Source organism: Vibrio sp. Isolate30 (assembly GCF_022397975.1).
GTDB lineage: Bacteria > Pseudomonadota > Gammaproteobacteria > Enterobacterales > Vibrionaceae > Vibrio > Vibrio fortis.
Map to the genome: position 1 here is coordinate 1 of NZ_JAKEUS010000013.1, position 22,924 is coordinate 22,924.

A 22,924-nucleotide genomic window follows, 5' to 3' on the forward strand; every position below is an offset into this window, starting at 1 on the left:
ACTTCTAGCAGCCGGAAAACCTAAGAAAGTCGCAATAATCGCGTGTGTAAGAAAGATGGTTGTGACCCTTAACTCGATGCTAAGAGATGGCGCCATGTGGGATGAGAACGCAGTCAAAAATTAATCATTGACGCCATAGTCGTTTGTTAGCAGTTTTGCCACAGAAATTTGCTTAATCTAGTCGCTATGGAATCTAACTGACCAGATTCAAGAACAATAACCACTTGTACACCCCAATGAGGTTCAGTCAAATTCGAATAAATTTTAAAGTTAAGATAAACATGCCCAGTCAGGTCACTCTTTGCAGACATGGAATATTCACCTTCCAACGAGGACCACACCTTTTCACCATCCCAACCTTGCCATTCTTCTGCTAGCCGTTTGAAAAAGTCTTCCGGGCTATCACCATAAGGCTGATTCGCAACACGCACCGATGACGTCATGCCTCTACCACTGAGTGATAGTGTGTAATGCTCCATCCATCCGTCAAGGTTAAACTCTGGACGATGAAATTCGATAATTAGTTGGTTATCACTTATGATTTTCATCTTTACTATGACCTTTACCTTTGACTGCTAACATTCTTAATAACAGGCAGTCTCGTTTTTCTGTCTGCCTGCTTATCAAAAAATTTATCATAAACTACTGAAAATTAAAGCAAATACATCGAGCTAAGTACTCTGTCATCATATAGAAACGCGCCAGCGTGTTATCACTTTTTAACAGTGCCTGTTATCTAAGGCATGATTCTCACAAACATCTTAACAAACAATAGTTTATCAAACATTCCATTGACAAAACGAGATTAAGCACTCAACAAAACAAGCCATTATTCATACCCAAACCAGATTAAAACTAAATAAACTGTATAGATATACAGAAAAGAAAGTAAAGATGATGAGTAAATTATCCAAAACTTGATATTAGGATTTGTAGGGCAAACGCACGCCCTCTGAATTGTGCAGAGTATTTAATCTAAGTGATTTTGGGGCACAGGCTTTTCAGAAGAAAAGCCTGTTTCAGCACCTGTCAGCAGTCTGTTTTCTCAGACAACCTCAGAGCGTCTTCTAGTTCAACGCCAAGGTATCGAATTGTGTTATCTAGCTTCGAATGTCCAAGTAAAATCTGTACGGCCCTGATGTTTTTCGTTCTGGCATATATTAACGTGGCTTTGGTGCGGCGCATGGAATGAGTGCCGTAATAGTCAGCATTCAGTCCCAGTTTTACAGCCCAGCTCCTGATAATTGAACGATAGGATGAGTAGCTGATAGGTTGCCCAAAGCGTCGGCTACTCGGGAATAGAAAGCTGCTTGCCTCTAGGGATGCTGCAAAAATCCATCGGCTAATATTTTGCTGTGTTCTCGGAGTAATCTCATAGTGGACATCGGTGCCAGTTTTTTGCTGGATGCACTGAACCCTTTCATAGATAACCCCTTGCGAAGAAACATCGTAAACGTGTAGTTTTAGTAAGTCACTCGCTCTTAATTTGCTATCTATAGCTAGGTTCAGTAATGCGAGCTGCATCAGATCATTTTCAATCTCCAGCCTAGTTCTGATCCGCCAGATCTCTTCAAGCTTAAATGGCCTTTTGATGCCACTGCATTTTCCAGAAGATAACTTTCTCATGATGACCTCCTCTCAGTGTTTTGGTCAACATGAAGTTTGGCCGTCAAATTTAGTAGGGTTTAGGAAGCTCTTAAATGTCGGTGGACAGAAACTGAAAGGCTGAACTCTGAGATATCAACTTAATTAATGTAAAGTTTGTGAGATTGTATGCAACTCCCATTGAATTTCTTTCCTTGCAATTATGACAGTGTGCTGACACCATGTAAGCCTGTTGTCATTTTTGAGTGTAATTTATGAAGGAATCTATTTATCTAGCTGTATATGACGGAATCTCTGATTGGGAATATGGGTATGTCTTGGCTCATATCAACTCTCAAGAGTTTCAAGCTTTCCCTGACAGGTTTGAAATAAAGACGGTTGGGCGAAATAAAGAATCGATTAGAACTAAAGGTGGATTAACTGTCGTGCCAGATTTATCTCTCGATAAGCTAAATCCCTCTGATGGTAAAATGCTTATTCTTTGTGGTTCAGATAATGCTGCTACAGGCGGCATCGATGATTTTGTCGATGCAGCCAAGCGTTTTATCGACAATGGTATTTGTGTTGCAGCTATCTGTGGTGCAACCGCTGCTTTAGCGAGAAAAGGTATATTAGATAATGTTCCGCATACTAGTAATGCAAAAGAATTTCTGGAAATGACAGGATATGCAGGTAGCCAGAACTATATCCAAGAACCCGTTGTCTCGACAGACTATTTGATCACCGCAGGGGGTATTGAACCTATTGCTTTTGCGGCAGAGATATTCAGGAAGTTGGAGATCTATTCTGAAACTACGCTAGATTCTTGGTTGAAATTATTCGAACAGCGGGACATAACTGGTTTTTATGAGTTAATGGAGAATTCCCTTCAATGAGTGACCCAAGACATGACCTCAGTACTTTAGCCCTAACTGTTTTTTCTTTAAATGGTCAGTTTTTATCAATAGCCGAGAATATTGCTTCTCGGGCAGATCTCACCGCAACTCGCTGGCAAGTGTTGGGGGCTCTTGTTAATGATCCTCTTACACAAGCTGAAGTCGCACGTCAAATGGGGATCACACGTCAAAGCGTTCAGAGAACCAGCAAACAGCTTATCGATGAAGGTATGTTAGAAACATTAGCAAATCCATCTCATCAAAAGGCTATGCTACTTCAGTTAACGCCAAAAGGTCATAATGCTCTGTCAAAAATAAGACCATTTCATAAAGCATATGCTGAGCAACTAATTGATACGGTTGGGAAAGAAAAAGTAGCTGAAATGGTTAAAGCCATAACTGAGTTATCAACCGCAATGAAAAGCCTTTAATCTATATGAGTGATAAAGAGCGCCAATCATGAGAAAATGTAATCTGATTTCAGTGGCACGATTCACCAACGAACAATCACTCTAACGCGGAACGGGGCACTTTCGAGTTAGAAAGTGCCACGGGTAAGAATTCAGCCTGCGAAGATTTTGGACATTTCTGTGTCAGTGACATTACTAATTTAGTAATCAATTAATTTAGATACGGAAAATCAACTGATTATGGGTGTTGCTTCGCATACCAAACTCCGAAACCAATGATCATTACTAGCTCAACAGCAACCCACATCCAATGTCTCGGTACGGAGCCATCAAGGAAAATACCCATTACGCGCGAAATTAGCGCCCCTAATGTTAATGTCATGCCGAGTGCAGCTACAGTAAATAAATACGGAGTAATTTGATGATGAAAGATGAGTAGCATGCCTGCCCCCATCAGAAAGCCCCACCGGACTCTTCGTTCAACAGCTTGGAAGCTATCCTCGGGGATGGGTTTATTGCTCACTAGCTCAGGGTTATAGCTGAGTATCCCCCTAGCAATAAAATGATAATACCCACGACCTGTAAAATTTCTTTACTGTCCATAAATATCCTTAAACGTACTTAGCGCAATGCTCTAGTATCATCGTTTAATATTTTATTCCTGTTAATTCTTCAGATAGCGTCCAAAGCTTTCGCGCAGCATCGACATCATGTGACTGCTTGCTTGATTCGACCTTAATGGGTGCGCCATGCAGTTCAAAGAAATCTTGCGGGCCGAAGAAATCACCCGAGGATGCACTTTCGTCTATTGCAGCTCGTAGTGTTGGTAGTGCTCCCATTTCTTTACTCTGGCCGAAAAAGATATTTAAGAATTTCACCACGCCACGCTGAAGTTCCGATGTCGTCCAGCCCGGATGGGCTGCTGTAACCATAGGGTTTCCGCCCTCAGGTCCAAGCCGCCTTTTCAGCTCATAGGCAAAGTAAAGATTTGCCAGTTTACTATCTGCGTACGCCGTAAAGTTACTGTATTGTCGCTTCTCCCAGTTCAAATCATCCAAATCGATCTTCGAGGACTTATGTGCGCCAGCAGAAACGACCACCACACGAGAATTTGGTGTTTTTTTGAGAGTCTTAAGTAAATGACCGACCAATGCAAAGTGACCTAAATGATTCGTACCCATCAGAATTTCAAATCCATCATCGGTCTTGGCATACGGGCACGCCACGCCTGCGTTGTTGATCAGTAAATCAAGCCTATCGAAAGTTGCTAAAAACTGTGAACTAAACGCTTGAATTGAGTGAAGACTGGAAAGGTCTAATTGCATAACCGAAACATCGGCATCTGGATAGTCTGATCGAATTTCCGCTGCTACCTTCTTACCTTTTGATACATTTCTTACGGCAAGTACCACAGTTGATTGTTTTTGCGCTAGCACCCTCGCAGTTTCCTTGCCGATCCCGCTGGTTGATCCAGTCACAACTGAAATTCTGCCTTTTTGAGTAGGTATGTCGTCAGCACTCCAAGGTTTATTTGCCATGAACTTTATTCCTCATATTTTACGATGGTTTAGTTATTTTGAAGCAATGCCTATAGCACAATGCAGCTAAATTCGAGGGCTTCGTAATCGATAGAGCAATCTTAAGAGACATGGCCAAAAGTAGCAGTGCACAAAACCGTAAGAGTTGTATACAAAATAACGAATCTAACAGTTCAGACATTTTGTATACACTTCACGTCAATTTGTGCACTGATTTTTCTGTTCAACTAAACCATAATATGAATGAGAACGAGGTAGATGCAGTTAAAGGTTCTGAGATGAGGTTAAACAGTGAAAAACTTCCATTTTGATACTATTAAACAGCTCAATGCTGTTCTTGGTATACGCCCACCAGAGCACCCTTTAGTTGATGTAATGAAACTAAATCCCAACAGTGATGACAATCAATTACTCAGCGGTGAGAGCATATCACTCACCACTAGTTTCTATGCGATATCGTTTAAACACATCACATCAGGCGAGGTCATGTACGGTCGTACCCAATACGACTGTTCAAGTGGGACAATGCTGTTTATCGCTCCCGATCAAGAGCTGACTGCCAGCGGTATAATCATAGATTCCGTTGCTCGCACCATCTGTTTTCACCCCGATTATATCCGTGGTCACAAACTGCAAGACGAACTTAAACGATATCAGTTTTTCAATTATTCGGTTAACGAGGCTCTACACCTTTCACCAAAAGAAGAACTACATATGATCGCGATGTTTGATGCGCTTGAGGCAGAAAATAACATGAGCCTAGATGCCTTTAGTAAAGAGCTTATTTTATCGCAAATCAGCACCTTATTGATGTACGCCAATCGCTATTACCACCGTCAATTTATGATGCGCAAAGAGGCTAACACCTCAGTATACGATCGACTTTCAAAGCTTTTAGATGCTCGCTTAGACGCTATTATTCAAGAATCTGCCGCAATCCCTGAAGTAGATGAACTGGCGCAAAGCATGAATATGACCAGTCGATACCTAAGCGATGCCCTGAAAGCTGAAACGGGTAAAACAACGAAGGATTGGATTCAATATGCTTTGATTGATAAATCAAAAGATCGCTTACTCTCTAGTAAGGATTCCGTGGCGACCATTGCCTACAGTTTAGGCTTTGAGTACCCCCAATATTTTTCCAGATTATTCAAAAACAAAGTTGGGGTGACCCCTTCAGAGTATCGATTACAAAATACCCGCCATTAACAACTTAGACTGGGAACAAAAAACATTAAGAATGCTAATGGTTAGGAAAGTTCTATCTGGCTCACTTGGGGCATTTTTGAGTTAGTAAGTGCCACGAGTATAATTTCAGATCAATGAAGCTTTTGGACAAGGAATGTGTCAAAGATTCCTCTAAATTAGCAATTCATAGATAATTAAAGGTATGGAAATCAGCTCGCTAATGCCTTTCAATAAAAAAGCCCAAACGAAGGATTGGGCTTAATTCAATTATCATGAAACCATTGTCACGGCGGTTATATACCGTTTAATTCCCCCAGATTTGGCTGACAAACTCTGGATGGTCAATAAAAGGGTTACGATTTCCTTGGAAATCATGTACCGCTTGGTTTCGGTCGATTTCTTTTTGGCTTACTGGATCTATAGAATGCCAACGCTTAAGCATAGTAAGTAGCCAAGGTTCAAATACGGTGGTATTGGTTCCATCCAGGACGGCGTTTGAGCTTGTAGAGTTACCTTCCCAGCTCGCGATTTCATTTTCATAGCGTGTTGCCATGTAGAAATATGCTCTTGCGAAATCACCTTTGAACTCATCAATTGGTTCAAACACAGTACCCACATAACCGAGAGAGCTTGCCGCACTGCCTAGTTTAGAGCCATTGCTTGACGTGTATGTTGCATTGCCCACCTCACCAAATGGCCAGTTACTGCGTTTCGAGTTAACGTAGCCGTCAGTAGCAAATAGATGATGACCGTCAGAGTTCATTGGCTCCACTTTTCCACCAAACCAGCTTTTCGGGAAAGAGTGCTCGCGGTTGTAACAATCACCTTCCTTGCTGTACTGACCACATTGATCAGTCACCTTAGTGAATTGGATTGAATCAGAACCCGAAGGCTTCTCTGAATACATATCCAGAATCGACCCATCTGTCTCATAGTACGCGTCTAGGTCAGTCTCAGACACTAATGTCCAGATAGCGGTGTAACCCTGACTACTATGGTTATCTATAATTTGATGCAAAGCCGTTTTTAAAGCAAAGCCCGTTTTGCCTTCAGCGTCTTTGTAATACTCGCCTAATACTGGTGGTTCAGTTGGTGGTGTCGTTGAGCCACCAACTGTAAATTCTGTACTCTGACTTGATTGGAAATCACCGCCAGACGCCACAACGGTTCCATTAACCGACAAACTGTACGAGCCATTGCCTACATTGCAGCACATTCCATCGCCATAAGAGTCTTTAACTTCTAACGTATAGCTGCCGTTTGCTAAACACATTTCCACTTCATTGGTGGTGTTATTTTGATAGTCTGAACCAGAATAAAGAGTTTGAGAAACTGAGTGTTTAAGAGACCAACTGGTTTCAGAGCCATAGTTATCCGTCACTAGCGTAAGTGTGGCGCTGGTATCATTACAGCTTTGAGTGGGTGGAGTGACCGTAGGCTGAAAGTTATCTAGGTACACAACTTCCGATCCATCAAAGCCGGCTTCATCATAAAATCGTACGCCCACAACAATGTCTTTGGTGCTTGTAGCACTGTACGAGTGAGTCAATGCTTGCCACTGGTTCGTTAAACCATTATTTGAGTAACCTAAATAGCCATCCACAAAAAGGCGAGCTTTCACGTTGCCATCCGTATGGTAAACATCAACAGAGAAATCATAAGTTTTCCCTTGTTCAACACTTATTGTTTGCAGAAAATCGGTATTACTTTGAGTGCCTGTATTCACTGTTACTTGCGCAGAGAAACTGCCGTTAGTAACAGGAACGTTAGAGCGTGAAACTGCAATGCCGGAATCAATTACACTCCATCCAGATGGTGTATTTCCTTCCCAGTTTTCGAAACTTCCATTTTGGATTTGTGCATGTGCACTCGCTGAACAAAGTAATGCAACGCCACTTAGTGTTATTATTCTATTTATCATATAACCTTCTGTTTAATTGGATAAAAATCAACTAAGCTTAGAAAGTAATCAAAACATTAAGAGAGACATACATCTCATTAATAAATGTAATGATCATCACTTTTATTAATATATGTGATGTAGAACAATGCAACATTGACCTATTAAATGCATTTCACAGGCTGCGAATCGCACACTGCGAAATGAATTTTTGACTTGAAAAGGGGCACTTCAAACCAAGAAAGTGCCGTCGGCAAAATCCAGTCGCTTTCAATATTTTAATCAAGCTTGATCTCGGTCGATTGACTCTATTTATTGCTTGTCTGGTTAACAATAAAGCTGAGAGTTACTGCGACAATACTAAAACTCACTACACCAACTCGCTGACTATGCCAAGTAAACGGTTAAAACGGCAAACTAAAACAGTTTGCCGTTTTATAGTGAGGGTTAGTGATTGATCCAGTGCTCACAAGCTAGCTCTGCAACCATCATTTCGATGTCGTAGGGTACTGGCTGCGGTGTTTTGGTGAGTGACTTGGCATTCAGCGCGATACGCTCAAGACTAAGCGTTTGAAGAGCAAGACCTAAATCCATAATTTCAATTGGATTTCCATCACCTGCAGATAGATTGACTAAGTTCGCATCTGATAACACAAACAGCTCTTTGTTTTCACCGGCTATTTGATAAGCGGTGACGTGCGGGCGTATACGATTAACGCTCTCACTCATCGATTTAAGTTGAGGTAAGTTAATTTCTCGTTGGAAATGACCAGCATTTGCGATGATGGTTTTGTCACGCATGAGCTCGAAGTGCTCTTTGCGTAGAACATTGTCACGACCTGTGATTGTTACAACCATGTCGGCATCAGGCAGTGCTTTTTCAAGTGTTGAGGTATAGAAGCCTTCCATGTGCGCTTCAAGCTTCGTCAAAGAATTGCTCTCAACCACAGTGACATGAGCTCCCATTCCTCGTAGACGCTGTGCGGTTCCAGAGCCACAGTAACCATAGCCAATGACGACAACTTTCTTGCCATGAAGCATAACGTTGGTGGCTCGCATTATTCCGTCCACAACCGACGAACCTACGCCAAAGCGATTTTCAATGATGCGCTTAGACATGGTGTCGTTGATGATCAACGTCGACCACTTATCGGAGTTGAAGTCTTCGCGGAGGCGGTTAGCGCCTGTCGTTGTTTCTTCTGTTGCCCCTAGCAACGTGGCTTGCAAGCGTTCAAACTCAGGGTGAGTAAACACAAGTTCGTGTAAGTCCGCACCGTTGTCAGCAATGATGTCTGGATTAAAGCTAAGAACGTTTTCACAGTAGCGCATGTGATCTTCAAACGATTCATTGCGATGAGAGAATACGTGAACGCCGTAATCTTTCACCAATGCCGCTGCGGTTTCGTCTTGGGTCGAGCCCGGAGAACCGGTTAAAACAACTCTGGCTCCACCTTTTGTTAGAGCTTCCATCCATACGCCGGTCTTGGCTTCAACATGAAGACAGATACCGATGGTTAACCCTTTGAAGGGCTGTTCTTTTTCTAAGCGCGTAATAAGACTTCGCATAATCGGCATGTGTGCACGCGCCCAATCGATTCGTTTCGTACCTTCAGGCGCAAGCGCCAAATCTGCTACGTCATGGGTGATATTCGTCATGTCTGTATCCTTTAGTGAAAATTGGTATGGACACAGAATGAGTGAAATCGAGGTTTTGAAAAACAAAGCTACGTGGAAAGATTGTTCTTGTAGAGAAACTATAACGTGAGGTATGTAAAAGGAACTTGTGAATTCTTTTAGTAGTAATGGGGTAGAATTGAGTGACTATTTGAGGTGCCCCTATGAAAAACTTGAATTTAAATTTGGTCACTACCTTTTATACCGTAGTGAAGAACAATTCGTTCTCTCAGGCTGCGGATGAGCTGATGTTGTCCAAATCTGTTATCAGCAAGCAAGTTCGTCAGTTAGAGAATGAATTGCAGTGTACGCTCATTCAGAGAACGACCAGGACGTTATCCTTAACAGAGCATGGACAGTATCTTTATCACCGATATTCAAAGATTCTTGATGATATTAAAGAAGCTCACGATGTTATCGATCAACGTAATGAGACTTTGAGTGGCTCTTTTAAGGTGCGTCTCCCGATCGTTCTTGAACATGATTTAGACCTCATGCAAAAAATCAGTTCGTTCGCTCAAGCATACCCTAAGGTAGAACTTGAATTTACGTACGGCTATACATTGGATGATCTCGTGTCTGATGGAATCGACTTGGCCTTTCATATCGGTGATATGCCGGATAGCAGCTTTCGATGTAGAAAGATCAAAGACATCGGTACCAAAGTGGTCGCCTCAAAGAGCTACTTAGAACAAAATGGTACGCCAACCATCCCGTCTGACTTAAAAAAACATCGCTGTATGAATTATCGAAGTTGTCTCACGAAGGATAAATGGCGATTTAATTTTACGGATGAGTCTCATGAGTTTGTTGAATTGAATTCAACGATACGGTCGGACTCTGAGGCGATGCTAGTCGAAATGGCGAAAAGTGGAGTAGGCGTTGCATGTGCACTGGATTTTCTTGTTAATGATTACCTAAAACGAGAAGAGCTTGTGAACTTATTAACGGACTATACTTGGTCAACTGAATTGTATTTTGTTTACCCGAGCTCTGTTGTTGCATCACACAAGGTTAGAACATTTATCGACCACGTTTTGCAATAGTCTAGTGGGGTATAAAAAGCCCCCAATAGTTGGCGTCCAACCATTGGGGCGTTTATTTTTGACCTAATTTCTAATGGCTAACCTACGCTTCTACTTGTGGCATTCACGATTCGATTATCCAAAGTAACCAATATAACGGGCAGTATTGATAGCAACATCACCGCGGCTAATGTAGAGATACCGCTAACGCCCATCAATCCTGAAATTGCAACAAGCAGCGCACCACCAATCATTCTCAAAAAACCGTCAATTGATGTCGCTAGACCAGCACAGTACTTAAATGATTCGAGTGCCAATGATGTCGCTGAGCCAGAAAGAAGGCTGAACCCCGCGGCGCCTAATGCCGATAAAACAAAGAATAGGTATGTGGCATTCGGTGCAATGAATAACAATCCAATGCCACCGATAACGATAATCACAGTACCTAAACGCACGGTATTTCTACGACCAAACGCTTTCATTAGCTTGGGGGCAACCAGGCTAGACAGTATTTGAACGCCTCCAATGATCCCGAACATCACAGAGAACTGTACTTGAGAAAACCCACCTTCACTTATTGCCACTATGGGGGCGACAGAGATGTAGGTTAATAAGGCGCCAAAACTGAGCATGTTTGTCAGCGAATACACCAAAAAACTTCGATTGCTCAATATATCTCGTACGTTGCATTGTAGAGCCTCGGTATCCTCTACCTCCATTGTTGTCTTAACACTCGGTTGCGACTTAAGAGCCATTGCAGAGAGCACAAAAAGCAATATTGCTAAGCCAGCCATGAGGTAAAAGCCAGCGGTCCAGCCCCAAAATAGCGCTAACCCGCTACCAATTAGCGGAGCAATAGTCGGAACAGCACTGGTCACGCCACCCATGTAGCTCAACCACTTTCCAGCAGCGTCTCCTTCATAGTTATCACGTATCCAAGCCATTGCCGTAATCATGGTGAAAGACGCACCGACGCCTTGAATTGCTCGCGCGGCGTACAGCATATTTAGGGAGGACGAAGCGACAACCAACAAGCTACCGGCGGCATACATAAACAAGCCAAGCATTGCTGAAAACTTTCGACCCTTACGGTCAGAGACCGGCCCAGCAATGAGTTGACTGACCCCCAAAGCCAGAATGTAGATTGAAATGGTCTGCCTTATTTCACTGTCGGAGGCAGCAAAGCTCTCAATCATTTGAGGAAAAGATGGCAAATAGACATCAATCGCTAGTGGCCCCAAAGGTATGAATGAGAAAATTACCAACAGAGGAAGAATTTTGTTGTTTGCCATCTTAAACTCCATTACTTGCTGATTTTTGGATATAAAGACACGCCTGAACGTGATGCAATGGTGTGGATAAATTTCATAAGGCGTTCGCTCATTTCAAGTTCAGCAATCATGGTGTAGTTTCTTACCTCAGCAAATATGACAACGTCTTCGATACTCAGCGCTCGCTTGCCAGATATAAAGTCATCAATCTCAATGAATGATTCGAGCTCTTCTAAAAGTCGCTGTAACTCTGGTAGGCACTCTTGTGTCCTTGCTAACGCTTGATCAATTGATTGGCCCAAAGCATTTTTGCGTGACTCGGTAAACATCTTGAGTGCCGACGGTGATGCAAGCTCAGGGAGATTCAGCTTCGGCATTCTCGGGTATAGAAGTTGTGCAGATACCGGGTAGAGTCGCGTCAGAAGATCTTGTAACGGTTCTGATATTTCATAATTCTCAAATAGCGGCTTATCTAGTTGATCCAAGTAACGAATGATATCTAGGCTCTCGACCATTAGTGAGCTTTCACGATCATGGGGCTGGTGTAGTTCAAGTACAGGAACAGTCAAACGCTCTAACTTTCCGTCTAGAGATGCCGGTAGCTGACCTAGTGTCATTGTCTTGATTTCACAATTCAGGCTTTTCAGTCCAATAACGGTCTTAACTCGGACACAAAAAGGACAACTATCAAATACATGTAATTTCATCGTTACGCTCCAATTAGTTACCATGCCAAATTGAGTAAGCCATGCGCTCAACATGAGCGGATAGGTGTTCCTCGTAACCATTCCAATGACGGAATTTAGGAAGTTTTATCGACGTTTTAAGTTCATCGACAGATTTTCCTTCTTGTAGCCCTTTCCAAACTGCGTCAAACAGAGCTTGGGCAAATTCTTCACTCTCTTTTAGAAGCTCAGGTGAATCGACCGGAATATGGCCATTGACGATGGTGTCGAATTCGAGCTCTTGTCGAACACGCTTGATCGTATTTAACGTAGCGACGTAGTCTTGTTCAATCAAACGACCTGAGCTCACCAGGTACTGTGGTAAATGCCAGTCAACGGCAACAAGAACTTTGTCTTCAGGCATATGTACAATACTCATACAGTTACCATCATTCTTACCGTAGTAATGGAGGTCGATTTGTTTCCCACCCAATGAGATAGTCATGTCATCTCTATAAGTCGTTGTTGGGTAAGCTACTTTTTGTTCTAAATCTCGAGAAAGTAAGTCTGTGCAGTTTTCTTGTGCAATAAACTCAGCCCCCTGATCTTTGAAGATTTTTCCCCCACGGGAATGATCAAAGTGGTCGTGAGAATAGATGACTTTTTTAACGGGTTGCGTTGTCACACGGCGGATTTCTTTCATCATTTGTGCTGAGCGAGTATCTCCTGAGGGATCGGTGATGATCACCCCTTCGTCGGTAACAACAACCAAGCTGTTGTAAAAAAACTGAGAATATTGATAGATGCCATCTTTCAGTTTTGTCATTACCGGTTTAGAAGGATCGAAACTGTCAGCAGCACTGACACTGGTCGCCATTCCTAAAACCAGAGAAAGAGTGGTGAGTTTTGAAGTAAGAGGCATGATTATTTCCGTTTCACTGTTGATGATGAAACAAAAGATAATTAACATCAGTAAATAGAACAATAGACGTAAAAGTAACTTCACTTAATACAAAAGGTATCAAATGGATAAGTGCCGGAATATGCAGCTGTTTTGCTCTGTTGTCGATAAAGGGAGCTTTTCTAAAGCGGCAAAATCACTGGGTATCACACCTGCGATTGTTGGTAGACATATTGCCGCGTTAGAAGACTCACTAGGATTTGTGTTGTTAAATCGCACAACGCGCAGTATGCACCTTACACCGGGAGGCAAAGCCTATTACGAGGGGGCGAAAGCGGTGTTAAGTGATATTGAACAGCTCGAGGACTCATTGGCGACAGCACATCAAAATAACCCAGAAGGGCTCATTCGTTTGTCCGCACCTGATGCCATGGGATCTTTTTTAATGAAGGCTATCAAAGAGTTTCGTAACGAATATCCAGGTATTCGTTTTGATTTAGCTTTGTCGAACCATCATATAAATTTGATTGAGGAGGAGATAGATCTGAGCATTCGATTTTCATTCGAACTTCAGGATTCTTCTTACATCGCAACTAAGCTCGGAGAGTCAGAGTTCGGCCTTTATGCGGCTCCTTCATACATAGAACAATATCAAGCTCCTGCTGATTATACTGAGCTGAAGGATCACGATTGTTTACATATGGGGAATTCAAGAGATGGGGATTACTGGACACTCACCATTGATGGAAAAAGCCTTTCCTATAGGCAGCCTTGGGTCGCTGTTATTTCAGATACACACACGTTAATTCAAGCGACTGTAGATGGAATGGGGATTGCGATGATACCAAGTGTATTCGTTAATCCCCATGTGAAGCGCGGGCATTTAGTTCAAATTGAAAATGTTGCCAACTTTCCGATAGTGAATATCTATGGTATGTATCCAACTCGCAAGCATGTACCATTTCGCTTATCGCTGTTCTTGGCGTTTTTAAAGGCGAATTTTACTCGCATCATTACGTCGTAGGAAAAGACGACCACATGGAGAACTACGCCGCTTAATTACTCGGTGTTTATTCTTTAGGTATATGCCCCGTCTTCTTGGCAAGCTTTTGCATTGCTTCGGCGAAGGTTGTTGTCCCGCCTTTTGCCTTAACCTGAACGACTTTAAACCCCATTTGCTCGAGCGTTTTGCGCTCGGCTACTACCTCTTTATCACCTTCTTGGCTGCCTTGTACTGGCTGGTGAATGTAGCACCCTTCTAGTTGGCCATCTTCGACGAGTTGATGGTGTTTCAATGTGTTGATATCAAATTTCATAGTCAGTCTTTTGGTTAAGTTTGGGTAGTAGCATTGGTAAAGTCGAACGCCAGTACCATCCTGTTATACAGGGTACTCACCTTTGTGATGAGAGTACAACGATCGGGCTATCTAAATATTCTTATACTCGCTATTTTTCTTTTTCTCGTTTGTTGCTTTAACCTTTATTCAACGCATAACAAATCGCTCCCTGCAATCATAAAGCAATAAGGCTTTAGGGAGTGAAAGGAGTAAATGATGAGCCGAATCCTTCCTTTGACATTGATAGCGAGTTTAACAATGAGTTCGAATGCATTGGCTACTGAAAACGCTGATACGATTTTAACCAACGCAAAAATTTATGGTTACGAAGAAGCGAATACGATCGCCATTCATGATGGAAACATCGTGTTTGTCGGTAATGGGGCAGACGCCAAGCCGTATCGTAATCAAAACACAGAAATCATCGATCTCGAACACGCTTATGTCATGCCAGGTTTCATTGATAACCATAATCACGTATTTGAAGCCGCTTCCGAAGCGGGTGGTAATTGCGAGCTGAGTATGGATGCTTCACTGGAAGGTCAGATTCCTTACTTACAGGCGTGTAACCGGAGCAGTAAATCTAAAGGTTGGTTGATGGGGTATGGTTTTTCGCTTGATGCCATTCTAAATGAAACGAATACACAAACCCCTCTGGAGGTGATAGATCGTATTTTTCCTGATCGCCCCGTTGTCATCATGGAGCAGACTTCGCACTCGATGTGGGTTAACTCTGTAGCAATGGAACTGGCTGGGATTACTAAAGACTCACCAGAACCGCAAGGCGGGAAGATTCTTAAAGACCCTTTTACCGGAGAACTTAATGGAATCTTATTTGATAATGCTGGCGATATCGTGATGGAGATGGCGTGGAATAGTCTGGAAGGGCAGTTCAACCAAAGTTATGACGGTTTAATGGCAGGTTTAGAAGAGTCGGCAGCTTATGGAATAACAACTATTGGTGATGGGCGACTGTACTGGAAGCGTGGCTGGTATGAAGTTTGGAAACAAGTAGAAAAAGACGGCAATCTAACTGCGCGAGTCTCTCTGCGTCCTTGGGTGTATCCTGCAGACTCTATGGAGCCGCAGTTAGCATTCCTGAAAACAATTCAATCCAGTGATACATCCGGTTTGTTATTGGTAGACCAGGTAAAAATGTACAGTGATGGAATTACCATAAACGGCACCGCGAAAACACTTGCACCTTATTTAGAAACTTACATTACCGATGAGCCTTACGGTATTAACTATATCCCACCAAGCGAGATGAAAACGTGGTTGGATGCATTGGATAAGATTGGTTATGGCGCACATATTCATGCGATTGGAGACGGTGCAGTGCGCGAGTCGCTTAATGCCGTGGAACATACTCGTAGGAATGGCTCAACGAGACCATACACCCTGACTCATGTCGAGCTTGTTGACCCCAAAGATGTGAATCGCTTTGCTACTCTTGATGTCACTGCGGATTTTCAAGTCGGTTCGGAATATGTTGTTGAGCACGACCATTCATGGGCTAAGCTATTCCTAGGCGCAAAAAGAGCACAGGCTCTTATGAATCTTAAAGCTATTTTTGGTACGGGAGCTAACCTGACATTAAGTAGTGACTGGAATGTTCACGAACTTAACCCGCTTGTCGGGATTGCAAACAGCATAAGAATGGGAAACACCGGTTTGCCTGATGTAAAGTCCGCCATTGATGCGTATACCATTAACGCAGCAAAAAGTCTTGGTATACAAGAGATTACAGGTTCCATAGAAGTTGGAAAGTCAGCAGACTTTGCGATCTTAGATCGCGACATTACTCGCTTATCGCCAGATGATATCGCCGATACGAAGATATTAATGACGGTACTACAGGGTGATATTGTATTTGACGCTGAAGAGTAAAAAACTTGGGTGTGGAGTTATCTCTACACCCTTTCTAGTGGAGTCTAATATGCAGAAAAAACACTTTTTTCGAAATAGCAGTTAGCGCTTCTGAAACGCCAGATAATCACTCTAAGTAATAGGGCGACTTTGTAGTTGGTGACTATTTTTGAAAGCCTCTACGATTTGAAGACCATACTGAGACAGCGTTAAGCCGTTGCGCCAACATAACTCAATTCTTCGATCTATTCCCACTGGCTCAAAATCGCAATTCAGAGCTATGAGCTCACCATTTTTAATGTAGGCATCAACACACTCGTTGGGCAAAAACGCAAACCCTTTGTCGCGTGTTAACATTGCTATTAGAAGCTGTACATCCGAGAAAAAGCCAAAATTAGGACTAAAACCATCGTGATTTTCATTGATCGTTTCAAGATCGCTATCTGTTTCACCCCAAATTAGCTCACGGTGTTGGCTCAAGTCATTGGTTGTAACGACCGGCAATTGACTGAGAGGATGCTTTGGGCTGCACGTTAATACTTCTCTGTAATGACCTACGCGGCAATATTCGAAGTTTTGATGGTGAAGAATGTCGGACTCATGAGTAATGATGATATCGACGTCGCCTTCATTTAGATCCTGCATGAGCTGCGCTTTATCTTCGCGATACACCTCGATACACAAATTAGGCAGCTCTAGTGCTTGAGAAAGAGGGGTGGCGAAGGCAAGGTCGGGAACATAGTTTTCAATCCCAATTCTCACCACGGTAGACTCTCCTTGGGCGATCATTTCAGCACTTTTAATCAGCTTGGTAAGCTGACTCATACTGTGGGAAAGATAAGGCAGCAAACGCTCCCCATCCTTACTGAGTGATGTTTTATTTCCAGTTCTATCAAAAAAGGAAACCCCAAGTTCAATTTCTAAGTCAGAGATCCATTGACTAACTTGAGGCTGCTTTTTCCCCAGCTTACGAGCTGCAGCAGAAATTGAACCTGTCTCCGCGGCTAATAAAAGCGCTTGTAGGTGTAGTAAATTCATAAATTGAACTCAACTCCGATATGAACAATGTTTTGACGAACATGGGTTTAACAAAAAGCATAACTATACGTAATTCACAACGGCTAATCATATCGGAAAAGAGTAGCAAACAATAACCATCGTATTGGAATCAAAAGCATGTATGAAAGCGTGCTTAGTTATTTATTTATCAATTCCAAGATAATTGATTATGGCTTACCTCTTCTTTTTTAATGAGATTTATTGTCAATTAGAATAAATACTCAATAAAAATAACTCGAAATTCATGTTTTTGATAAATAATTGGCGGTTTTGTAAACGATAAATTGGATATTGAGTGTTCACTCTTTTGGTTTAGCGAGTGATAACCGCTCAAGAAATAAACATTTGTGTGGTGAATGATTTGGACTTTAGAGCAATTAATTTATAGCTGAATAGCCCATGAGTGGATTTTATAAATGATTCTTCATGGGTTATGTGTGAATAAAAATATGCTAAAGGAAAAAGCAGATGCACTATACAACGTTAAATATGAAAGGCTTGATGCCACTGTCCGCCGTAGCAGTGGCGATGACATTGTCTATGTCAGCGCAGGCGGCTCCATTCTCTGGGTTCGATGAATCCAACTTGCCAACCAAGTACATCGTTAAGTTTAAAGAGGATGCATCCAGCCCTTCCGTCATGGGGGGGAACGTGTTTTGGGGGCCGCGCATTGTGCAAGAGTCGGTGCTCGATCAGCTCAAAGCACGTAAGGTCGAAAAGTTAGGTAAAAATGCGATCTACAGTGTGGAGATGGCAGACTCAGAGTTGGGGAAATTGCGCAATCGTAGTGATGTTGAGTATGTAGAGGTTGACCCTCCGCGTTACTTGTTGAGTGAAACCGTTCCTTGGGGCTATCAAGCGGTGAATGCTCAGCTTCTGGAGGATTCGAACGCAGGTAATCGCACCGTATGCATTATCGATTCAGGCTACGACCTCGCTCATAACGATCTGAGTGGCAATCTTGTGTCGGGGACTAACGACAGCGGCACCGGTTCTTGGAGCGTTCCTGGGAATAACAACGCGCACGGTACACATGTAGCAGGCACCATTGCGGCGATTGCTAATACCGAGGGCATCAAAGGGATCATGCCTAATCAAAACGTGAACCTGCACATCGTCAAGGTGTTCAATGAAGCAGGTTGGGGGTACTCATCTAGCTTGGTTAAGGCGGTACAAACTTGTGCCGACAACGGTGCTAATGTGGTCAACATGAGCCTGGGTGGTAGCCAATCGAGTGTGACCGAGAAAAATGCCCTAAAAGCGGTATACGATAATGGAGTGCTGTTAATTGCAGCAGCAGGTAACGACGGCAATACGGCACACAGTTATCCAGCATCTTACGACTCGGTGATGTCCGTCGCTGCGGTGGATGATAAGAGCGATCATGCTGCGTTCTCTCAGGCGACAAACCAAGTCGAGATCTCAGGTCCGGGTGTGGCGATTTTGTCTACCGTTACTGTCGGTGAAGGTAAGCTTTCAGACATCAAACTTAACGGTGTTAGTCAATTTGAACGTGGTATTGTTCCTCACAACCGCTTGGTTCAGAGTGGCGGCAGTTACGGTCCTGATCCCGTTGCAGGTTCCATTACAGCTGCTTTAGCAAGCTGTGAGGTGTCTGGCAGTCGTTTTAATTGTGGTGATATGTCAGGCAAGATCTGTTTGGTTGAACGCGTTGGTAATCAGTCTTCGAGCAGTTATCCAGAGATTGATGCTGTTCAAGCGTGTTACAACGCAGGGGCAAGTGCAGCGATTGTTTACAGTAACTCAGCACTTCCTGGTCTACAGAACCCTTTCCTAGTCGATCAAAACAACGCTGCACGCATGGTGTCGGTGACGGTTGATCGTGCCTTTGGTCAGGAGTTATTAGGCTATGTTGGTCAAGAAATCACGGTATCGACCACCAGAGATGAAGACTATGAGTACTACAACGGCACATCAATGGCGACGCCGCATGTCACCGGTGTTGCAGGCTTGGTTTGGAGTTATCACCCGACATGTACCGCTTCACAAGTGCGTAATGCGTTGATTAAGACAGCAACGGATATCGATGTCGTGGGTCGTGACAATCGTACTGGTCATGGTCTTGTGAATGCAGATGCAGCGAAGCAATACTTAGATGCTGGTTGTGATGGCCCGGATGGTTCAGGTAATGGAGGCGATCTAAATAGCTACACCAATTCTGATGCTGTTGCGATTCCTGATAACAGTGCCGCGGGCGTTGTGAGTGAACTTGATGTCATTCGTTCCGGTGATGCGGGTTTGGTCACGATTGATTTAGATGTTGCTCATACCTACATTGGGGATCTGCGTATCACGCTCACTTCTCCAACGGGTGGGCAAGTGGTTCTGCATGACAATCAAGGCGGTAGTGCCAATGATATCAATACCACTTTCCAAGTCGATTTTACGGGTTTTGAATCTCAAGGCATTTGGGAACTTAAAGCGGTAGACAGTGCCAGAAGAGACACAGGAACCATCAACAGTTGGACACTAACCTTTCAATAAGGAGTGATTATGAAGGCGTTGAACTTTGTTTCATTGTCCGCAATGGGTGTGAGTGCGCTTTTAGCACTCGGGCTGAGCTCACACAGTTTGGCTAATAACCAAGGCTTTCCTTTGGTGGATAAACGCCCTGAACAAGCGGAACAACAACCTACGCGTTACTTTGTTAAGTATGTTGAAGGGAAGGAAGACGAGGTAAGAGCGCTGCTTCATCAACACGATGTTCAAGTGGTAGACGTGCTGGTGGACCAGAATGTGCTGGTTGTGATTGGCGAGCAATCCGAACTGGATAAGCTTGCTAACCACCAATCAGTGGAATATACGGAGCCCGAGCCTGTGCGAAAGCTGCTGTCTCAGTAAAACACTCCAATAATCTGTTCTAATACGAAAACGCCCCTCAGGTTCTATAAACAGTAACCTAGAGGGGCGTTATGTGCTACAGCGACTCTGAATTAAACTAACTTCTTGTATGAACTATCTGTTGGTGATTCGGGAGCAAGCAGTTGTCACAAGGCCTCGTTTAGGCGTTAGCAAACTTAAAGGTTCGATAGCCGCCGATTAAGTTCCTCGCTTTAAACCCATTGTTGACCAGCTGGCGATAGGCCACATTGCCACGCAATCCTACTTGGCAGTAGATAATGATCTCTTTATCTTTTGGCAGCTCATCCATACGCTGACGAAGCTGGTCTACTGGAATATTGACAGCACCAGAGATAAAGCCGACGTTTTCGAGTTCGCCAGGGTTTCGTACATCTAACAGAATCTGATTGTCATTGAGGTTAATGATCTCATCAAAGTGGATTGGTTTGGCGTCACCTTTGATGATGTTGTTTGCCACAAAAGCAGCTTGGTTAATCACATCTTTGGCACTGCCATATGGGGGCGCGTAAGTGAGCTCCAAGTGTTGAAGCTGCTCGACAGTCATGCCGGCTCGTTGAGCAACCGCCATCACATCAATACGCTTATCGACACCATCTTTGCCGACGGCTTGTGCCCCCAGGATTTTTCCAGAAGATGGTTCAAACAGCATTTTGAATGAGACAATCTCAGCCCCAGGGTAGTAGCTAGCGTGACTTGCGGTGTGTACATAGACTTTTTCATAGTCCACACCCTCGCGTTTCAACTGCTTCTCGTTTTTGCCTGTTGAGGCAACGGCAAGATCAAAAATCTTACAGATTGCCGTGCCTTGTGTACCTTGGTAGGTTTCATTGCGTCCGAGCATGTTGTCGGCAGCCATACGACCTTGACGGTTGGCTGGTCCTGCAAGCGGAACGAGAGTTTGTGCACCTGTGACAAAGTCTTTTTCTTCGACTGCATCACCAACGGCGTAGATGCTAGGGTCGCTAGTCTGCATCATTTCATTGGTGTAGATACCACCTAACGCACCAATTTGAAGCCCAGCTTCTTCTGCCAATTTCGTCTCAGGGCGTACACCGATGGCCATGATTAAGATGTCGGTGGTTAGTGACTCACCGTTGTTTAGAGTCAGGTTCAGCTCACCCTCAATATGTTGGTGCTCTTCGTCTTCACCAGAACCGATACTGGCGATATGGTCATTCGGTATGTACTCGACCGCTTGAAGTGCAACGCCTAATTTAAGGTCAATCCCTTGCTGGCGAATTTCGGCATGAGCAAAGCCTGCCATTTCGCGATCAACAGGAGTCATCACCTGATCCGCCATCTCAATCAGGGTGGTTTTAATCCCCAGTTGATGAAAGGCTTCCATCATTTCTAAACCGATGAATCCACCACCAACGACAGTCGCGTGTTCAGGCTTATTCATTTGTATCGTTTGAATAATACGATCCATATCTGGAATGTTACGGAGCGAGTGGGTCAATGGGTTATTAATTCCTGGTATAGGAGGAACCACTGGACCGGCTCCAGGGCTGAGCAAAAGGAAGTCGTAGCTTTCAATATACTCACTACCGTCCAGTAAATTCTTAACCGTGACCTGTTTGTTGTGTCGTTCGATAGATACGACTTCGTTCATAACGCGAACATCGACGTTAAATCGAGCTAAGAAGCTCTCTGGAGTTTGTAGAAGGAGCTTACTTCTATCCTTAATGTCCCCACCTATGTGGTATGGCAAACCACAATTAGCAAATGAGACGAAATTTCCTCTTTCGAACATGATGATTTCTGCATCTTCACTTAAACGACGCGCTCTCGCAGCAGCAGATGCTCCGCCAGCAACGCCACCAACGATAAGAATCTTAGTCATAAGGTCACCTTTTGATCATTCTGAATGGCAACAACTATAAAACCTATAATTAGAAAAGTCTAATGTATATTTTTCTAAATTAGATTTGACTAATTTAAATCGGTGTACCATGATATTGTTCAAAATTAAGTGATGAGATGGTTTGAATGAACATTGAAGACATGCGTGACAACGCAAATGAAACCGCTGAGTTTTTGAAATCGATGGCTCACCCTGACAGGTTGATGGTGCTGTGTCAGCTGAGTAGTGGTGAAGTTGGGTTTACTGAATTGCTGGAGTCATCTCATTTAAGCCAGTCTGCTTTCTCTCAACAGCTTACGGTTCTCAAAAAGAAAGGCTTGGTAAAAGTAAGAAAAGAAGCACAACAAGTGTTTTATTCGTTGGCCGATGAACGCGTCATGATGTTGATGGGCTCTCTTCACACGGTATTTTGTAAACATCAACAAGAGGACAAATAGATGGAATTCTCAATGCCTTGGCATGCGTTGGCTGGTGGTGCTCTGCTTGGTCTATCTGCAGGTCTACTGATGTTGTTTAGTGGAAAAGTTGCTGGGATCAGTGGAATTATTGGAGGGTTACTTACTCCGAAATCGGGAGATTGGTTATGGCGAGTTCTGTTCTTGTTCGGCATGGTTATTAGCATCGTTTTTACACGTCCAATGGGTTTCGAATTGCCAGATTTAAGTGCGATGAACCTTGGATTGGTGGTGGTTGCCGGGGGACTGGTAGGTATTGGTACTCGTTTAGGTAATGGTTGTACGAGTGGGCACGGAATTGTTGGAATGGGACGTTTTTCGAAGCGTTCAATCGTTGCGACTTGTACCTTTATGACTGTCGCGATCGCCGTTGTATTCGTTCGTCGTATTTTAGGAGTGCTTTAG

General features: G+C 43.4%; 22 protein-coding genes and 1 pseudogene. 11 read left to right on the plus strand and 12 right to left on the minus strand.

The genetic code is table 11. The features are described from left to right. Nucleotides 1–124: pseudogene (locus L1D60_RS20995) on the plus strand (IS110 family transposase); the annotation flags it as partial. Between the two features lie 22 nt (nucleotides 125–146). Here L1D60_RS20995 and L1D60_RS21000 read toward each other — a convergent pair. Beyond that, a complete protein-coding gene (locus L1D60_RS21000) occupies nucleotides 147–548 on the minus strand; it encodes a DUF6228 family protein (RefSeq protein WP_239842807.1) in 402 nt (133 codons plus the stop codon). A gap of 481 nt (nucleotides 549–1,029) precedes the next feature. Continuing rightward, entirely contained in the window at nucleotides 1,030–1,626 is a 597-nt protein-coding gene (locus L1D60_RS21005; RefSeq protein ID WP_239842808.1) for a tyrosine-type recombinase/integrase, read from the minus strand. 233 nt (nucleotides 1,627–1,859) lie between these two features. On the opposite strand from L1D60_RS21005, the gene L1D60_RS21010 reads away from it, so the two are divergent. Further along, nucleotides 1,860–2,480, plus strand: a complete 621-nt coding sequence (locus L1D60_RS21010; protein ID WP_239842809.1) for a DJ-1/PfpI family protein — start codon at nucleotides 1,860–1,862, stop codon at nucleotides 2,478–2,480. Further along, entirely contained in the window at nucleotides 2,477–2,911 is a 435-nt protein-coding gene (locus L1D60_RS21015) for a MarR family winged helix-turn-helix transcriptional regulator (protein WP_239842810.1), read from the plus strand. Before L1D60_RS21010 ends, L1D60_RS21015 begins: the two co-directional genes overlap by 4 nt. 217 nt (nucleotides 2,912–3,128) lie before the next feature. Here the strand turns inward: L1D60_RS21015 and L1D60_RS21020 are convergent, their stop codons facing one another. Next, entirely contained in the window at nucleotides 3,129–3,332 is a 204-nt protein-coding gene (locus tag L1D60_RS21020) for a hypothetical protein (protein ID WP_239842811.1), read from the minus strand. A gap of 205 nt (nucleotides 3,333–3,537) precedes the next feature. Then, the gene (locus L1D60_RS21025) at nucleotides 3,538–4,428 is read right to left on the minus strand and encodes an oxidoreductase (protein WP_239842812.1); all 891 of its coding nucleotides are present in this window, start codon (nucleotides 4,426–4,428) and stop codon (nucleotides 3,538–3,540) included. Nucleotides 4,429–4,719: 291 nt separating this feature from the next. Here L1D60_RS21025 and L1D60_RS23610 point away from each other — a divergent pair, with 291 nt between their 5' ends. Next, nucleotides 4,720–5,637: an AraC family transcriptional regulator gene (locus tag L1D60_RS23610; protein WP_239842813.1), complete on the plus strand. Its 918-nt coding sequence runs from the start codon at nucleotides 4,720–4,722 to the stop codon at nucleotides 5,635–5,637. 283 nt (nucleotides 5,638–5,920) lie between these two features. Here L1D60_RS23610 and L1D60_RS21035 read toward each other — a convergent pair whose 3' ends face one another. Then, nucleotides 5,921–7,537, minus strand: a complete 1,617-nt coding sequence (locus tag L1D60_RS21035) for an endonuclease (RefSeq protein WP_239842814.1) — start codon at nucleotides 7,535–7,537, stop codon at nucleotides 5,921–5,923. Between the two features lie 426 nt (nucleotides 7,538–7,963). Then, a complete protein-coding gene (locus tag L1D60_RS21040) occupies nucleotides 7,964–9,172 on the minus strand; it encodes an adenosylhomocysteinase (protein WP_239842815.1) in 1,209 nt (402 codons plus the stop codon). 182 nt (nucleotides 9,173–9,354) lie between these two features. Between L1D60_RS21040 and L1D60_RS21045 the strand changes: the two genes are divergently transcribed. Further along, nucleotides 9,355–10,236, plus strand: coding sequence for a LysR family transcriptional regulator (locus L1D60_RS21045; protein WP_239842816.1), 882 nt, complete (start codon nucleotides 9,355–9,357; stop codon nucleotides 10,234–10,236). Between the two features lie 77 nt (nucleotides 10,237–10,313). On the opposite strand, the gene L1D60_RS21050 is transcribed toward L1D60_RS21045, so the two are convergent. Genes L1D60_RS21050 through L1D60_RS21060 form a run of 3 tightly spaced genes read right to left on the minus strand, consistent with a single transcriptional unit; the run spans nucleotide 10,314 to nucleotide 13,073 of the window. Beyond that, on the minus strand, nucleotides 10,314–11,507 hold the full coding sequence (locus L1D60_RS21050) for a multidrug effflux MFS transporter (RefSeq protein ID WP_239842817.1): 1,194 nt from the start codon (nucleotides 11,505–11,507) through the stop codon (nucleotides 10,314–10,316). Nucleotides 11,508–11,518: 11 nt separating this feature from the next. Next, complete coding sequence (grxB, locus tag L1D60_RS21055; RefSeq protein WP_239842818.1) at nucleotides 11,519–12,193, minus strand: glutaredoxin 2; 675 nt, start codon at nucleotides 12,191–12,193, stop codon at nucleotides 11,519–11,521. A gap of 13 nt (nucleotides 12,194–12,206) precedes the next feature. Further along, nucleotides 12,207–13,073: an MBL fold metallo-hydrolase gene (locus tag L1D60_RS21060; RefSeq protein WP_239842819.1), complete on the minus strand. Its 867-nt coding sequence runs from the start codon at nucleotides 13,071–13,073 to the stop codon at nucleotides 12,207–12,209. Between the two features lie 103 nt (nucleotides 13,074–13,176). Here L1D60_RS21060 and L1D60_RS21065 point away from each other — a divergent pair, with 103 nt between their 5' ends. Beyond that, nucleotides 13,177–14,076 (plus strand): LysR family transcriptional regulator, encoded by a 900-nt coding sequence (locus L1D60_RS21065; protein WP_239842820.1) that lies wholly within the window; start codon nucleotides 13,177–13,179, stop codon nucleotides 14,074–14,076. A gap of 46 nt (nucleotides 14,077–14,122) precedes the next feature. Here the strand turns inward: L1D60_RS21065 and L1D60_RS21070 are convergent, their stop codons facing one another. After that, on the minus strand, nucleotides 14,123–14,368 hold the full coding sequence (locus tag L1D60_RS21070) for a hypothetical protein (protein WP_239842821.1): 246 nt from the start codon (nucleotides 14,366–14,368) through the stop codon (nucleotides 14,123–14,125). A gap of 237 nt (nucleotides 14,369–14,605) precedes the next feature. Between L1D60_RS21070 and L1D60_RS21075 the strand changes: the two genes are divergently transcribed. Further along, the gene (locus L1D60_RS21075) at nucleotides 14,606–16,279 is read left to right on the plus strand and encodes an amidohydrolase (RefSeq protein WP_239842822.1); all 1,674 of its coding nucleotides are present in this window, start codon (nucleotides 14,606–14,608) and stop codon (nucleotides 16,277–16,279) included. Between the two features lie 111 nt (nucleotides 16,280–16,390). Here the strand turns inward: L1D60_RS21075 and L1D60_RS21080 are convergent, their stop codons facing one another. Then, nucleotides 16,391–17,296, minus strand: a complete 906-nt coding sequence (locus L1D60_RS21080; RefSeq protein ID WP_239842823.1) for a LysR family transcriptional regulator — start codon at nucleotides 17,294–17,296, stop codon at nucleotides 16,391–16,393. Between the two features lie 489 nt (nucleotides 17,297–17,785). On the opposite strand from L1D60_RS21080, the gene L1D60_RS21085 reads away from it, so the two are divergent. Then, nucleotides 17,786–19,822 carry a S8 family serine peptidase gene (locus tag L1D60_RS21085; RefSeq protein ID WP_239842824.1) on the plus strand — a complete coding sequence of 679 codons (2,037 nt, stop codon included), beginning with the start codon at nucleotides 17,786–17,788 and terminating at the stop codon, nucleotides 19,820–19,822. A 9-nt stretch (nucleotides 19,823–19,831) separates the two neighbouring features. Continuing rightward, a complete protein-coding gene (locus L1D60_RS21090) occupies nucleotides 19,832–20,179 on the plus strand; it encodes an ATPase (protein WP_239842825.1) in 348 nt (115 codons plus the stop codon). A 160-nt stretch (nucleotides 20,180–20,339) separates the two neighbouring features. Here L1D60_RS21090 and L1D60_RS21095 read toward each other — a convergent pair whose 3' ends face one another. Further along, the gene (locus L1D60_RS21095) at nucleotides 20,340–22,043 is read right to left on the minus strand and encodes an FAD-dependent oxidoreductase (RefSeq protein ID WP_239842826.1); all 1,704 of its coding nucleotides are present in this window, start codon (nucleotides 22,041–22,043) and stop codon (nucleotides 20,340–20,342) included. Between the two features lie 146 nt (nucleotides 22,044–22,189). Here L1D60_RS21095 and L1D60_RS21100 point away from each other — a divergent pair, with 146 nt between their 5' ends. Both L1D60_RS21100 and L1D60_RS21105 read left to right on the plus strand, forming a co-directional pair. Next, nucleotides 22,190–22,501 (plus strand): metalloregulator ArsR/SmtB family transcription factor, encoded by a 312-nt coding sequence (locus L1D60_RS21100; RefSeq protein WP_239842827.1) that lies wholly within the window; start codon nucleotides 22,190–22,192, stop codon nucleotides 22,499–22,501. Then, nucleotides 22,502–22,924, plus strand: coding sequence for a YeeE/YedE thiosulfate transporter family protein (locus L1D60_RS21105; protein WP_239842828.1), 423 nt, complete (start codon nucleotides 22,502–22,504; stop codon nucleotides 22,922–22,924).

Coding starts and splice junctions, on each gene's coding strand:
- L1D60_RS21000 (WP_239842807.1), bottom strand. CDS start 548: ATGAAAATCATAAGTGATAACCAACTAATTATCGAATTTCATCGTCCA.
- L1D60_RS21005 (WP_239842808.1), bottom strand. CDS start 1,626: ATGAGAAAGTTATCTTCTGGAAAATGCAGTGGCATCAAAAGGCCATTT.
- L1D60_RS21010 (WP_239842809.1), top strand. CDS start 1,860: ATGAAGGAATCTATTTATCTAGCTGTATATGACGGAATCTCTGATTGG.
- L1D60_RS21015 (WP_239842810.1), top strand. CDS start 2,477: ATGAGTGACCCAAGACATGACCTCAGTACTTTAGCCCTAACTGTTTTT.
- L1D60_RS21020 (WP_239842811.1), bottom strand. CDS start 3,332: ATGCTACTCATCTTTCATCATCAAATTACTCCGTATTTATTTACTGTA.
- L1D60_RS21025 (WP_239842812.1), bottom strand. CDS start 4,428: ATGGCAAATAAACCTTGGAGTGCTGACGACATACCTACTCAAAAAGGC.
- L1D60_RS21035 (WP_239842814.1), bottom strand. CDS start 7,537: ATGATAAATAGAATAATAACACTAAGTGGCGTTGCATTACTTTGTTCA.
- L1D60_RS21040 (WP_239842815.1), bottom strand. CDS start 9,172: ATGACGAATATCACCCATGACGTAGCAGATTTGGCGCTTGCGCCTGAA.
- L1D60_RS21045 (WP_239842816.1), top strand. CDS start 9,355: ATGAAAAACTTGAATTTAAATTTGGTCACTACCTTTTATACCGTAGTG.
- L1D60_RS21050 (WP_239842817.1), bottom strand. CDS start 11,507: ATGGCAAACAACAAAATTCTTCCTCTGTTGGTAATTTTCTCATTCATA.
- grxB (WP_239842818.1), bottom strand. CDS start 12,193: ATGAAATTACATGTATTTGATAGTTGTCCTTTTTGTGTCCGAGTTAAG.
- L1D60_RS21060 (WP_239842819.1), bottom strand. CDS start 13,073: ATGCCTCTTACTTCAAAACTCACCACTCTTTCTCTGGTTTTAGGAATG.
- L1D60_RS21065 (WP_239842820.1), top strand. CDS start 13,177: ATGGATAAGTGCCGGAATATGCAGCTGTTTTGCTCTGTTGTCGATAAA.
- L1D60_RS21070 (WP_239842821.1), bottom strand. CDS start 14,368: ATGAAATTTGATATCAACACATTGAAACACCATCAACTCGTCGAAGAT.
- L1D60_RS21075 (WP_239842822.1), top strand. CDS start 14,606: ATGAGCCGAATCCTTCCTTTGACATTGATAGCGAGTTTAACAATGAGT.
- L1D60_RS21080 (WP_239842823.1), bottom strand. CDS start 17,296: ATGAATTTACTACACCTACAAGCGCTTTTATTAGCCGCGGAGACAGGT.
- L1D60_RS21085 (WP_239842824.1), top strand. CDS start 17,786: ATGCACTATACAACGTTAAATATGAAAGGCTTGATGCCACTGTCCGCC.
- L1D60_RS21090 (WP_239842825.1), top strand. CDS start 19,832: ATGAAGGCGTTGAACTTTGTTTCATTGTCCGCAATGGGTGTGAGTGCG.
- L1D60_RS21095 (WP_239842826.1), bottom strand. CDS start 22,043: ATGACTAAGATTCTTATCGTTGGTGGCGTTGCTGGCGGAGCATCTGCT.
- L1D60_RS21100 (WP_239842827.1), top strand. CDS start 22,190: ATGAACATTGAAGACATGCGTGACAACGCAAATGAAACCGCTGAGTTT.
- L1D60_RS21105 (WP_239842828.1), top strand. CDS start 22,502: ATGGAATTCTCAATGCCTTGGCATGCGTTGGCTGGTGGTGCTCTGCTT.